General features: G+C 70.8%; 12 protein-coding genes. 6 read left to right on the top strand and 6 right to left on the bottom strand.

All coding sequences use genetic code 11. The annotated features are described in order from the left end of the window. Together FHG10_RS14815 and FHG10_RS14810 are read left to right on the top strand one after the other, a co-directional pair. Positions 1-879, top strand: coding sequence for a carbohydrate ABC transporter permease (locus tag FHG10_RS14815; protein WP_152354131.1), 879 nt, complete (start codon positions 1-3; stop codon positions 877-879). Positions 880-1,005: 126 nt separating this feature from the next. Continuing rightward, complete coding sequence (locus FHG10_RS14810; protein ID WP_152354130.1) at positions 1,006-2,001, top strand: glycoside hydrolase family 130 protein; 996 nt, start codon at positions 1,006-1,008, stop codon at positions 1,999-2,001. Positions 2,002-2,229: 228 nt separating this feature from the next. Here the strand turns inward: FHG10_RS14810 and FHG10_RS14805 are convergent, their stop codons facing one another. Continuing rightward, positions 2,230-3,078 (bottom strand): sugar phosphate isomerase/epimerase family protein, encoded by an 849-nt coding sequence (locus FHG10_RS14805; protein ID WP_152354129.1) that lies wholly within the window; start codon positions 3,076-3,078, stop codon positions 2,230-2,232. A gap of 114 nt (positions 3,079-3,192) precedes the next feature. Continuing rightward, complete coding sequence (locus FHG10_RS14800; protein ID WP_227488291.1) at positions 3,193-3,660, bottom strand: MarR family winged helix-turn-helix transcriptional regulator; 468 nt, start codon at positions 3,658-3,660, stop codon at positions 3,193-3,195. Positions 3,661-3,770: 110 nt separating this feature from the next. On the opposite strand from FHG10_RS14800, the gene FHG10_RS14795 reads away from it, so the two are divergent. Then, positions 3,771-5,234: an MFS transporter gene (locus FHG10_RS14795; RefSeq protein WP_152354128.1), complete on the top strand. Its 1,464-nt coding sequence runs from the start codon at positions 3,771-3,773 to the stop codon at positions 5,232-5,234. On the opposite strand, the gene FHG10_RS14790 is transcribed toward FHG10_RS14795, so the two are convergent. From FHG10_RS14790 to FHG10_RS14775, 4 genes are all read right to left on the bottom strand, one after another. Next, on the bottom strand, positions 5,202-5,822 hold the full coding sequence (locus tag FHG10_RS14790; protein WP_152354127.1) for a TIGR03086 family metal-binding protein: 621 nt from the start codon (positions 5,820-5,822) through the stop codon (positions 5,202-5,204). The genes FHG10_RS14795 and FHG10_RS14790 overlap by 33 nt on opposite strands. After that, positions 5,819-6,328 carry an SRPBCC domain-containing protein gene (locus FHG10_RS14785; RefSeq protein WP_152354126.1) on the bottom strand — a complete coding sequence of 170 codons (510 nt, stop codon included), beginning with the start codon at positions 6,326-6,328 and terminating at the stop codon, positions 5,819-5,821. The genes FHG10_RS14790 and FHG10_RS14785 overlap by 4 nt, the downstream gene beginning before the upstream one ends. Then, positions 6,325-6,696 carry an ArsR/SmtB family transcription factor gene (locus tag FHG10_RS14780; protein WP_152354125.1) on the bottom strand — a complete coding sequence of 124 codons (372 nt, stop codon included), beginning with the start codon at positions 6,694-6,696 and terminating at the stop codon, positions 6,325-6,327. The genes FHG10_RS14785 and FHG10_RS14780 overlap by 4 nt, the downstream gene beginning before the upstream one ends. Before the next feature lie 199 nt (positions 6,697-6,895). Then, entirely contained in the window at positions 6,896-8,443 is a 1,548-nt protein-coding gene (locus FHG10_RS14775; protein ID WP_152354124.1) for an alpha-N-arabinofuranosidase, read from the bottom strand. A gap of 174 nt (positions 8,444-8,617) precedes the next feature. Between FHG10_RS14775 and FHG10_RS14770 the strand changes: the two genes are divergently transcribed. From FHG10_RS14770 to FHG10_RS14760, 3 genes are all read left to right on the top strand, one after another. After that, positions 8,618-9,679, top strand: coding sequence for a LacI family DNA-binding transcriptional regulator (locus FHG10_RS14770; RefSeq protein WP_152354123.1), 1,062 nt, complete (start codon positions 8,618-8,620; stop codon positions 9,677-9,679). A gap of 217 nt (positions 9,680-9,896) precedes the next feature. Beyond that, complete coding sequence (locus FHG10_RS14765) at positions 9,897-11,216, top strand: extracellular solute-binding protein (RefSeq protein ID WP_227488290.1); 1,320 nt, start codon at positions 9,897-9,899, stop codon at positions 11,214-11,216. A gap of 19 nt (positions 11,217-11,235) precedes the next feature. After that, positions 11,236-12,222, top strand: a complete 987-nt coding sequence (locus FHG10_RS14760; protein ID WP_152354121.1) for a carbohydrate ABC transporter permease — start codon at positions 11,236-11,238, stop codon at positions 12,220-12,222. The last annotated feature ends 3 nt before the right edge of the window (positions 12,223-12,225 follow it).

The raw sequence follows: 12,225 nt of genomic DNA, 5'->3' as shown, positions 1-12,225 counted from the left end.
ATGTCCGTCGATCGGTCGACCCCCGTGTCCGCCCCGGATCGTGCAGGCCGCAAGCGCAGGTCGCGAGGGCCTGTGTACGCGGTCCTCGCCATCATCGCGCTGGTCTTCATCTTCCCCTTCTACTTCATGGCGATCGGTGCGTTCCAGGAGGACCCGACGACGAGCCTGTCGGCACTGGCTCCCAGGGGCGGATGGACGCTCGAGAACTTCACGACGATCAACGAGCGGCTCGGCCTGCTGCGGGCGCTCGTGAACTCACTCGTCTTCACCGCCGGCGTCCTCGCGGGAACCCTCGTGTTCGGACTCGCCGCCGGGTACGCCCTCGCCAGACTGCGATGGCGGGGCCGCGGCGCACTGTTCGTGGTCATGCTGGGCGTCCAGATGATCCCCTTCCAGCTGCTGATGATCCCCCTGTACGTCCAGATCGCCGGGAACTACGGGCTCGGCGACACCTACGCAGGGATGATCCTGCCCTCGCTCATCAACACGACGGCGGTGTTCATCTTCCGCCAGTTCTTCCGGAGCCTGCCGGAGTCGATCTTCGAGGCCGCTCGCATCGACGGCGCCAGCGAGCTGCGCGTGCTGTGGTCCATCGCGATCCCCATGGTCCGCCCCGCCATCGCGACGGTCGTGCTGATCACCTTCATCGGCCCATGGAACGAGTTCCTCTGGCCCTTCCTCATCACCAAGGAGTCCTCGATGCAGCCGCTCGCCGTGGCGCTCGCCAACTACATCAACAACGTCGCCGGGACGGTCGCGAACCCCAACGGCGCGATCCTCGCCGGCGCCTGCACGCTCGCCTTCCCCGTGGTGATCCTGTTCTGCCTGTTCCAGCGCTACTTCACGGCCTCCGACATCGGAGCCGGCATCAAGGGGTGATCTCCTCACCGCTCGATGCGCACATGCGACCCGGCAGCGGGACCGCCCGATCCGCCCCGTCCTCCGTGAGGTCCGACGGAGTCGAACCGCACCCCGCACCCCACCCCCGAACCGCGAAGGAACTCCATGACCACCGTCAGCCTCTTCGGCGATGCACGCTTCCCCCTGGGGCCGTTCACCCCCTACGAGCACAACCCGATCCTGCGCCCCAAGGGCGACTCCTGGGAATCGGCGAACCTCTACAACCCCGCAGCGCTCGTCGTCGACGACCAGGTCGTCCTCCTCTACCGCGCCCACGCCGAAGACATCGTCTCCCACATCGGCATCGCCTTCAGCGACGACGGCTACCACTTCGAGCGCGAGGACGCCCCGATCCTGTCCCCCGAGCACGACTACGAGCGGTACGGCTGCGAGGACCCCCGCATCGCCTGCATCGAGGGCACCTACTACCTGACCTACACGGGCTGGGACCGTGAGACCGCCCAGCTGTGCCTGGCGACCTCACCGGACCTGCGCACCTGGACCAAGCACGGACCACTGTTCGAGGACTTCAACACCTTCGCCGCGGTGAGCGACAACGGCAAGCGGAACTGGTCGAAGGCCGGCGTGATCGTCCCCCAGCAGATCGACGGGCAGTGGTGGATGTACTTCGGCGAAGGAGCGATCTACTGGGCCACGAGCGAGGACCTCATCCACTGGACGCCCGGCACTCCCGACAGCGAGCCGATGTACTCCCCGACCCCGGGGAGCTTCGACGAGGCACTCGTGGAGATCGGCACCTCTCCCGTCCTCACCGACTCCGGACTGCTGCTCATGCTCACCAACGGCGCCACCCGCATCGTGCGCGAGGACGGATCCACCGGGGTCGACTACCGCTGCGGGCAGATCGTCATCGACCCGGCCCAGCCCACCAAGGTGCTGGCCCGTCTCCAGGACCCGTGGCTGCGCCCGCAGACCTACGAGGACACCCACGGCCTGGTCTCCAACGTCACCTTCGTCGAGGGGCTCGTGAAGTTCCACGACCGCTGGTTCGCCTACTACGGGCAGTCCGACACGACCCTCGCGGTCGCGGTCGCCGGCCCTGAACAGGAATACGGCACGGGGCTCCGCGCCGACGCGTGACCCGATCAGCGCAAGCGGCTCCGAGGCCTCGCGGCCCTCACGAAGTGCCACGGCCCCACACGAGCCACGGCCCCACACGATAGGAGGCCGGCGATCCAGGAGAAGCCCCTTCTGGATCGCCCGCCTCATATCTTCGGGTCGGGCGCGCCGCGTCGGGCGCGGTCGGGTCAGGCGCGGTCGGGTCGGGCGCGCCGCGTCGCGTCGCGCGCGCCGGACCGGTCGCGGGGCTCACTCCCCCGCGATCGCGCGGTCCAGGAGTCCCGAGATCTGCTCGAGCACCTCGTCGACGGGGCGCTCGGCGAGCTCCTTCATGAACGGCTCGATCTTCACGGGGCCCGAGTAGTCGGCCGCGCGCACGGCGCCCATGAAGCCGGGAACGTCGATGACTCCGGTCGCGAAGGGCAGACGGCGATCGAGGTCCTGCTGCTCGTCGCGCTCGCGGTCGTCGCGGGCGTCGTTGATGTCGACCGAGACGATGTCGGCGTCGGTGAGGCCCTCGAGGTCCGAGACGTCCTCGCCGGCGGTGTACCAGTGGTAGCTGTCGAGGATGAGCCCCACGTTGTCCGCGCCCGAATCGGCGATCAGCTCGCGGGCCTCGCGCAGCGAGTGGATGAAGGGGAAGCGCTCGGTGGACCAGAACGTCTTCGGGCCGATGTACTCGAGGCCGATGCGCAGGCCAGCGTCGGCCAGCAGGTCCGCGACCAGGGCGAGGCGCCCGGCGTGCAGGCGCCAGTTGCGGCGGTGGTCGAGCTCGTCGTGCATCGGCCGCATCCAGGTGCCCACGCGGGTGACGCCCGCGGCGGTCAGCAGCTCGAGGCTCTGCGGGAGGTCGACGAGCGCCTGGCGGAACTCCCCGGCCGGGGCGTCGAGCGGGACGGGCAGCCCCGTCATGCCCCATTCCAGCCCGCGCTCGCGCACGGAGTCGGCGAACTCGCGGACAGCGGCGGTGCTGCCCAGCGAGCGGAAGTGCCCGAGATCGGGGTCGACGCCGCCGAAGCCGTGCTTCGCGGCGAGGTCGACGGCGGTGGGCAGGTCGAGGTCCAGGCCGAGCGCGCCGGCGGAGAGGTTCGAGAACATTCCCCGAGCCTAGGCGGGTTCTCTTCCCACGTGGGGAATTCGCAGGCGATGTCCACCAGCTGGGACTCCGGGCGCTGGGCCGGCGCAGGTCACCGGACGCTGGGCCGGCGCAGGTCAGGAGGATTCGTCCCCAGGGGCGAGAGATCCGTAGGCGTCGACGAACCGCTCCAGGAGCTCCAGCAGCTGCGAGGAGTCGGCCTCCCCCAGCGTGCGCAGGGCGGCCTCGTACCCCTGGAGCGAGATGGCGACGTCGTTCTCGAAGGCGTCCCTGCCGGCCTGCGTGCTCACGACATGGAAGGCGGACCCCGCCGCGGGGCGCGACTTCTCGAGGAGCCCGTCGGCCACAGCCGCGTTCACCTGGCGGTTGACCGTCGACTGCTCGAGACCGAGCTCGCGAGCGATCTCCTTGAGCGTGCGCGGCGACCCGTCCGTGAACAGCCAGAGGATCCGCAGGTCCGCGGTCCCCAGGCGCATGTTCTGCTGATGGGTGCGACGGAAGCGCTCGAGCCTCGCGTACTGGCCGGCCAGGCGCCTGCCGCCCTCGACGTCCATCGTCGGGTCGTCGCCCTCGTGCGCGGTCATCTCGTTCCTCTCGTCACCTGGGATGGGCTTCCCGTCGCGTGGTGTGTAGTCTACATAGCACACCTTGTGTAACTTACACATCGCTCCGTGCACCACTCCGGAAGGCCCTGATGACACCGACACCCGACGTCGCCCCGCGCCGCGCCGCCACCCGGCGCCCGGCGCTGATCCTCGCTGTGGCGGGCTTCTCGAGCCTCAGCGCCTCGCTGATGCAGTCGCTCGTGATCCCCATCCAGCCCGAGCTGCCCACCATGCTGGACACCTCGGCCCCCAACGCGGCGTGGGTCGTCACCGCGACGCTGCTGGCCGGGGGCGTCGCCATGCCCGTCTCGGGGCGGCTCGCCGATCTCAAGGGCCGCAAGCCCGTGCTCCTGGCCTCCGCCGCCCTCCTGCTGATCGGCTCACTGGTCTGCGCCCTCGGCGACTCGCTCGCCCCCGTCCTCGCGGGGCGCGTGCTGCAGGGCCTCGCGATGGGGTACATCCCCGTCGCCATCAGCTTCGTCCGCGAGGTGATGCCCGCCCATCTGCGCAACGCGGCCGTGGCCGGCATCAGCGCGACGCTCGGCGTCGGGGGCGCCCTGGGGCTTCCGATCTCGGCATGGATCGCCCAGTCCTACGACTGGCACGCCCTCTTCTGGGTGGCCAGCGGCCTCGCCGCCATCATGGTGATCGCCACCGCAGCCGCCCTCCCCCATCGGCCCGCCGCGGCCTCCGGTCGCCTCGACGTGCTCGGCGCGCTCGGCATGGCGGTCGGCGTCGTCGGAGTGCTGGTGGGCGTGTCCAAGGGCAGCAGCTGGGGATGGACGAGCCCGGCGACCCTCGGCACCATCCTCGGCGGGCTGCTGGTCCTGCTCCTCTGGGGCCGCTTCGAGCTGCGCCGCCCCAGCCCGCTGGTGGACCTGCGCACCACCGCCCGTCGGCCGATCCTGCTCACGAACATCGCGGCGGTGCTCGCCGGATTCGGGATGATGGCTCAGTCCATCGTGATGCCCCAGCTGCTCCAGGCGCCGGACGCGACCGGCTACGGCCTGCACCAGACGATGCTGCAGGCGGGACTCTGGATGGCCCCGGCGGGCCTGATGATGCTCGCCTTCACCCCGATCTCGAGCCGCATGCTGGACCGCCTGGGCGGGCGCATCACGCTCGCGATCGGCATGATCGTGCTCGCCTCCGGCTACGTGCTCGCGTTCTTCCTCACCGGTGCGCCCTGGCAGCTCATGCTCGCCTCCTGCGTGTCCTCCGCCGGCGTGGGCATCGCCTACGCGGCCATGCCCACGCTGATCATGGAGAACGCCCCCGAGGCGGAGGCCGGGGCGGGGGTCGGGCTGAACTCGCTCATGCGCTCGATGGGCACCACGAGCGCCGGGGCGGTGATGGCGATCGTGCTCACCTCGGTCACCATGCCGCTCGGCAGCGCGGCGATCCCCACGCTGGACGCCTTCCGCCTGTGTTTCGCGCTCGGCGCGGTCGCGGGGCTCGCAGCCGCCGGCGTCACACTGTGCATCTCGCGCCGCCCCTCGTCGCCCACCCCCGCCCCGCAGTCAGCTCCCGAGGCCGAGCCGGCCCTGTCCTGAGCCCGCCGGCGGCGCCCAGCGCGGATCGCGGCCGAGGAAGGCGAAGAGCCGCTCCTGCTCGCTCGCGCCCTCCGGGACGGGCTGCTGCTCGCCGAACTGGCCCGTCGGCCGCAGGTACTCCTCCATGGCGCTCATGCCGGTGAGCGCCGCGTGGACCATGTCGGGATCGAGGCGGTCGTCCTGGCCGCTCGAGCGCGCGAGGTCCCAGGTGTGGAAGAAGACGTCGCCGGTGAAGATCTCGTCGATCACGGCGCCGACCGGGCGGTCCTGCCCCGTGTGGCGATTCGCGTGAGGGCGCGAGGAGGTCTCCGGGTCGGAGAGGATCTCGCGGATCTGCCGGTCCAGGGCATGCCACGCGCCGACGGGGTCCTCGTCGGTCGACAGGCCCCGCGCGAAGCGCACGTCGGAGCCGTCCTCGATGACGGCGGGCAGCCAGGTCACCAGATGGTCGACGACGTCGCGCGCCCGCCATTCGACGACCGGCGTGGGTGCATCCCAGTCGGCCGTGCCGCGCACGGTCGCGGCGAAGCGGTCGGCGATGGCGCGGTACTTCTCGGCGGGCGGGAGCTGGGGCAGGGACGCGGTCATCGCTGCTCGCCTCGCTCGGCCAGGAGCGCGTCGAGCGCCTCGTACCCCTGCTGCACGCCCGTCTCCATGTCGCTCGCGAGCATCTGCTCGCGGGAGGCGAAGGAGTCGTACAGGGAGCGCCCGTGCAGGCGGGTGAGGCCGTCGCCGAGGTCCTCGACGCGGACGGTCTCCAGGTTCACGGCCTCGGGCCAGGCGTCGTAGGTGAACGTCTGGACGATGCGGTCGGGGAGCACGTCGTGGAAGCTGCCGTGGAAGGAGTACGACTCGCCCTCGGGGTCGTCGGTGCGGAAGGCCGTGTAGGCCCAGGCGCCGCCGGTGGTGGCGTCCCAGCGGGTGATGCGGGTGGTGAGGTCGTGCGGGCCGATCCAGCGGGCGAAGAGCTCGGGGTCGGTGTGGGCGCGCAGCACCTGCTGGGGCGATGCGTGGAAGTCGCGCTCGATGTGCACGACGGGCAGGTCGGGGTCGGCGCTGATGCGCGCGGTGGTCAGGGGTGCGTCGGTGCTCATGGCTGGTCCTCCTCGGAGGGTGCATGCGTCGGGGTGGCGGGCGGGGCGGTCCCGGGATCGGCAAGGACGTCCTCGAGGCGGGACATGCGCGCTTCGGCCGCGCACCGGTGCCGCTCGATCCATCCGGTCAGCTCGCCCAGGGCCTCGGCGTCGAGGCGGACGGGGCGGCGCTGCGCGTCGCGGCTGCGGGTCACCAGGCCCGCCCTCTCGAGGACCGCGATGTGCTTGCTGACGGCCTGCAGGGACATGTCGTAGGGGGCGGCGAGGTCGCCGACGGCGGCGTCGCCGAGGGCGAGCCGGGAGACCAGGTCGCGCCGGGTGGGGTCGGCAAGGGCGGCGAAGGCCCTCGTCAGTTCATCGTCGTCCATCACGTCCTTCGTCAACCGGTGGGTTGAGGACGACGGTAGACCCGTCGGCGGCCGTGATCAACCCCTCGGTTGAGCACAGGGCTCGGGACCCGCAGAGGACACGGAGTGCGCGAACCGCTGCCGCGCCTGCAGCCGGTCCGCCGACGAGGACTGAAGGTGCCGAGGATGGAGAGCGCCGCGGACTGGAGGAGCCGCTCGCTCAGCCCCGGTGCAGCCGCACGACGCTCCACGAGATCGCGGGCAGCGTGCCGACCAGGCGCCCGTCCTCGATCCGGATTGAGTCGTTGGCCTGCGGCGTCACCGTGTCCGGTGCATCCTGCGTGTTCGCGGCGTAGGGGTCCTCGTGGTGGAGGGTGAGCGCCTCGACGAACGAGAGGCCGCCGAAGTCCGCGAGGTCCGCGCCGAGGTCGAGCTCGCGCACGGGATCGCGGTTCACGACGAAGACCGTGAGGTCCCCGGAGGCCTCGTCCCAGGTGGCGACGGCGTCGGCCGCTCGCGACTGCCCGAAGCGCTCGTTGGCGAAGGTCGGGGCGTCGATGCGCACGTCGAGCACCTCGCCCGCGGCGTGGCGGGCGGTGAGGGCGAAGGGATGGAAGGTGGTCTGGCGCCACGCCTTCCCGCCGGGGGCGGTCATGATCGGCGCGATCACGTTCACCAGCTGCGCGAGGGAGGCCGAGGCGACGCGGTCGCTGTGGCGCAGCAGGGAGATCAGCAGGCTGCCCACGACCACGGCGTCCATCGCGCTGTAGGTGTCCTCGAGCAGCACGGGCGCGACCGGCCAGTCGTCGCCCTCCGGCGGGCGGGACTCGGCGCGGTGCTGGTACCAGACGTTCCACTCGTCGAAGCTGACCATGATGCGCTTCTCGGCCTTGAGCTCGGCCCGGACGTGGTCGGCGGTGGCGACGACGGAGTCGATGAAGTGGTCCATGTCGTCGGCCGAGGCGAGGAACGAGGCCTGGTCGCCGTCCTTCTCCGCGTAGTAGGCGTGGGCGGAGACCATGTCGACGAGGTCGTAGGTCTCGGCGAGGACCGTCGCCTCCCAGGCGCCGAAGGTGGGCATCTGCGAGCTCGAGGATCCGCAGACGACGAGCTCGAGGCCCGGGTCCTCCTGGCGCATGGCGCGCGCGGTCTCGGCGGCGGTGCGCGCGTACTCCTCGGCGGTCTTGTGGCCGGTCTGCCAGGGGNCCTCGGCGGTCTTGTGGCCGGTCTGCCAGGGGCCGTCCATCTCGTTGCCCAGGCACCACATGCGGATCCCGTAGGGCTCGGGGTGGCCGTTGGCCGCGCGCGCGTCGGACAGCGCGATGCCCTGCGGCGCGTTCGCGTACTGCAGCACGTCGAGCGCCTCGGCGACGCCGCGGGTCCCCAGGTTCACCGCGTACATCGGCTCGACGCCGGCGCGCTCCGCCCACGCCATGAACTCGTCGAGGCCGACGGTGTTCGGGTCGGTCGAGTGCCAGGCGAGGTCGTGGCGCGCGGGCCGCTGCTCGACGGGGCCGACGCCGTCCTCCCAGCGGTAGCCGGAGACGAAGTTGCCGCCCGGGTAGCGGACGCTGGTGACGCCGAGCTCGCGGGTGAGCTCGAGGACGTCGGTGCGGAAGCCGTCCGCATCGGCCGCGGGGTGGCCGGGCTCGAAGATGCCGCCGTAGACGCAGCGGCCGAGGTGCTCGACGAAGGCCCCGAAGGTGCGGGGACGCACGGGCGCGACCCGGAAGGCGGGGTGCAGGGAGAGGGTGACGGTGCGGGACATCGCGGCGGGCCTTTCATCGTCTACAACGTTGCAGACGATCTCACCACGGGCCCCGTCGGCCGTCAAGAAGATCTCCCCGGCCGCCGCCGACCGGGTGGCGCCCCCCGCGGCGACCCCGCGACCACCTCGGGCAACCGGCATCTCGTGCCTGCCCGCGGTGGCACAATCAGCCGCATGCCACCGTCCACCCGCCGCGCGCGGCGCCGACCGCCCACGCTGCGGGACGTCGCCGAGATCGCGGACGTCTCGATCAAGACGGTGTCCAACGTCGTCCACGACTACCCGCACGTGCGCGAGAGCACCCGCACCCGGGTGCAGGAGGCGATCGCCGCGACCGGCTACCGCCCGCAGCTCGCCGCCCAGCAGCTGCGCACCGGCGCGAGCGGCATCGTCACCCTCGCGGTCCCCTCGCTGAACTTCAGCTACTTCTCGAACCTCGCGCAGACCTTCATCGACGAGGCGCAGGGCAGGGGCCGCACCGTCGTCCTGCACACCACCTCCTCGGGCCGCGACGAGGAGATCGAGGTGCTGCGCGGCTTCCGGCGGCGCCTCGGGGACGGCGTCATCTTCAACCCCATGCAGGTGGGCGAGGACTACCTCGCGCAGATGGAGCACGTGGACCAGCCCACCGTGTTCATCGGCGAGCATCTCTCCGATGCGCACCTGCCGCCCGGATCCGACTACGTGCGCATCGACAACACGCGCGCGACGGCCGACGCCACCGCCCACCTGCTCGAGCGCGGACGGCGGCGCCTCGCGTTCGTCGGCGCCATGGAGACCACCGATCCCGCTCCGCACAGCTCCTCCGGCCTGCGCATCGAGGGCTTCCGCCAGGCGCTGTGGCGCCACGACCTCGACCCCTCCCGGGCGCCGATCGAGGAGGTCTCCGACTGGCATCGGGCCGACGGGCGCGACGCCGTGCACCACCTGCTCGACGAGCACCCGGAGCTCGACGGGCTCGTGTGCGGCAGCGACGAGATCGCCCTCGGCGCGCTCGCGGGCCTGCGGGACCGCGGCCGCACGGTCCCGGACGACGTGGCCGTGGTCGGCTACGACGACAGCCCCGAGGCCCTCTTCGCCCATCCGCCGCTCACGACCATCCGGCCCGACAAGGAGTTCCTGGTCAAGGCCGCCCTGGACATGCTGATCGAGCGGATCAACGGCTACGAGGGCGCTCCGCGCACGATCACCGCGCCGCATGAGCTGATGGTCCGCGGGAGCACGCCGGCGGGTTGAGGGGCGCACGGCCGCTAACCCCCGCCGCTCTCCCACTCCTCGCCGGCGCTCCGCCGCCACGTGTTGCACCCCATAGGCGCGCGTGTATTCTCAACGTTGCAAAGATGCCCTGGATCACGTTCATGACGCGATCCCGTACCACGACGGAGTGATGCCCATGCGCCCACGCACATCTCCGAAGCACCCCACCGGTGGGTCCCGGATGCGCGCGACGCCCGTGAGCCGCCGAGCGCTCCTCGGTGCCGGCGGGGCGCTCGCACTCACCGCGCCGCTGGCCGCCTGCTCCTCGCCGGTCGCCTCGGGATTCTTCGGCAGCCAGCTCGACCCCTCCACGCTCGTGTACTGGAACCTGTTCGCGGGCGGCGACGGTGGTCGCATGCAGGACATGGAGAAGGTCTACGAGAAGGCGCACGGCGGCCCGTCATCGCTCCAGGCCACGACGTTCTCCTGGGGGAACCCCTACTACTCGAAGGTCACGCTCGCGACCGAGGGCAACCAGCCGCCCGACGTCGCCGCCGCCCACCTGACCCGGGCCAAGCCGCTGTTCGACGGCGGGATCCTGGAGCCGGTCACCACCGAGGACCTGGCGAGCGTCGGCCTGACCGCCGAGGACTTCAACCAGAAGGCCTGGAAGGCCCAGGTCACGGACGGCAGGGCGATCGCGATCCCCCTGGACACGCACCCCTTCGTCATGTTCTTCAACCAGGACGTCCTGGAGCAGGCGGACCTCCTCGAGAAGGACGGCACCATCACCGAGCTCACCGGGGTCGACACGTTCGAGTCGGCCCTCCAGGAGATCAGCGGTGTCACCGGCGGAGCGGCCCTGGCCGTCGCGAACGTGAGCGAGACGGCGACGCCCTGGCGCCTGTTCTGGTCCCTCTACAACCAGTACGAGGACGCGACGCCGTTCCTCTCGGATGGCGGCGCCTCGATCACCGTGGACGAGGGGATCTTCGAGGACATCACCTCGCGGATCCAGAGGTGGGTCGACAAGGGATGGCTCACGCGCGGGATCGACTACCCGGGATCCCAGACCTCGATGTACACGGGGAAGGTCGGCATCTACCTGCAGGGCGAGTGGGAGATCAGCACCGCCCAGGACGTCGAGGGGCTGAAGTTCGGCATGGCGCCGATCCCCCGGCTCTTCGACCGCAAGGCCGCCCACGCCGACTCGCACTGCTTCGTGCTCCCCCGGAAGGACCGCAGCCCGGAGCAGCGCAAGCAGGCCATGACCTTCATCAAGACCATGCTCGAGGAGTCGATGACGTGGGCGCAGGGCGGCCACGTCCCGGCCTATATGCCGACCTTCGAGAGCGGCGAGTACAAGAAGCTCACTCCCCAGTCGGACTACGCCCCGGCCGCCGAGTACGCCGTCTACGACGATCCCGCCTGGTACGGCGGCTCGGGTTCGACGTTCGAGGAGACCGTCGGCGCGCAGCTCGCGCAGATCCAGCTGGGGGCCATCACCCCGAAGCAGGGGCTCGACGCCATCCGGGGCCAGCTCCAGGTCTACCTCGACACCCCCAGCCCCCTGTGAGCCGAAGGGATCACCACTGATGAGCACAGCTTCTATCGACAGCCCCGGCCGCACGGCCTCGGGCGCGTCCGCCACGACGGGCTCGGCGCCCGCTCGCGCTCGACGCTCCTCGGGCAACGCCTCCGACCGCCGCTCCGGGGGCGCCTGGCTCTTCCTCGCCCCATTCGGTCTGTTCTACCTGGCGTTCCTGCTGGGGCCGACGATCTGGATGTTCGTCGCGAGCTTCTTCAACACCTCGCTCGTGCACAAGGGCCTCGGCGACTTCGCCGGCCTGGACAACTACATCGAGATGTTCTCCCGCGCCGACTTCTGGTCCTCGCTGTGGCACACCCTGCAATTCACGCTGTACACCGTGCCGCCGCTGGTGATCCTGGCGTTCGTCTTCGCGGTCCTCACCAACCGTCTCCGACGGGGCCAGTGGTTCTTCCGTCTGGCGTTCTTCCTGCCGTTCATCCTCCCGTCGGCGACGATCTCCATGGTCTGGATGTTCATCTTCACGCCGGAGACCGGGCTCTTCGCGAGCATCCAGTCCCTGCTGGGGATCGACCCGGGCGCCGGGATCCTCGCGAGCCCGCGCACGGCCATGATCGGCGTGGCGATCGCGACCGTGTGGTGGACGATCGGCTTCAACTTCATCCTGTACATGGCGGGTCTCCAGGACATCCCGCGCGAGCTGTACGAGGCCGCCGCGGTGGACGGGGCGACGACGTGGCAGCAGATCCGCCACGTCACGCTCCCGCTGCTGCGCCGCACCACCACGCTGGTGATCCTGCTGCAGATCATCGCGAGCCTGAAGGTCTTCGACCAGGTCTATCTGATGACAGGCGGCGGACCGGGCATCTCCACGCAGGTCACCCTAGGGCTCGTCACCGGCACGGCCTTCACCGACAACAGGATCGGCGCCGCGTCGGCCGCCTCGGTGCTGCTGTTCGTCATCATCATCGTCATCGCCGTGATCCGCGAGCTCGTCGAGCGCGCGGCGGCCCGTCGCGATCAGGAGGCCTGAGCC

The organism is Brachybacterium subflavum (assembly GCF_009299795.1).
GTDB lineage: Bacteria > Actinomycetota > Actinomycetes > Actinomycetales > Dermabacteraceae > Brachybacterium > Brachybacterium subflavum.
This window is presented reverse-complemented; position numbering and strand designations above follow the sequence as displayed.

Coding starts and splice junctions, on each gene's coding strand:
- FHG10_RS14760 (WP_152354121.1), top strand. CDS start 11,236: ATGAGCACAGCTTCTATCGACAGCCCCGGCCGCACGGCCTCGGGCGCG.
- FHG10_RS14770 (WP_152354123.1), top strand. CDS start 8,618: ATGCCACCGTCCACCCGCCGCGCGCGGCGCCGACCGCCCACGCTGCGG.
- FHG10_RS14805 (WP_152354129.1), bottom strand. CDS start 3,078: ATGTTCTCGAACCTCTCCGCCGGCGCGCTCGGCCTGGACCTCGACCTG.
- FHG10_RS14815 (WP_152354131.1), top strand. CDS start 1: ATGTCCGTCGATCGGTCGACCCCCGTGTCCGCCCCGGATCGTGCAGGC.
- FHG10_RS14795 (WP_152354128.1), top strand. CDS start 3,771: ATGACACCGACACCCGACGTCGCCCCGCGCCGCGCCGCCACCCGGCGC.
- FHG10_RS14790 (WP_152354127.1), bottom strand. CDS start 5,822: ATGACCGCGTCCCTGCCCCAGCTCCCGCCCGCCGAGAAGTACCGCGCC.
- FHG10_RS14780 (WP_152354125.1), bottom strand. CDS start 6,696: ATGGACGACGATGAACTGACGAGGGCCTTCGCCGCCCTTGCCGACCCC.
- FHG10_RS14810 (WP_152354130.1), top strand. CDS start 1,006: ATGACCACCGTCAGCCTCTTCGGCGATGCACGCTTCCCCCTGGGGCCG.
- FHG10_RS14800 (WP_227488291.1), bottom strand. CDS start 3,660: ATGACCGCGCACGAGGGCGACGACCCGACGATGGACGTCGAGGGCGGC.
- FHG10_RS14785 (WP_152354126.1), bottom strand. CDS start 6,328: ATGAGCACCGACGCACCCCTGACCACCGCGCGCATCAGCGCCGACCCC.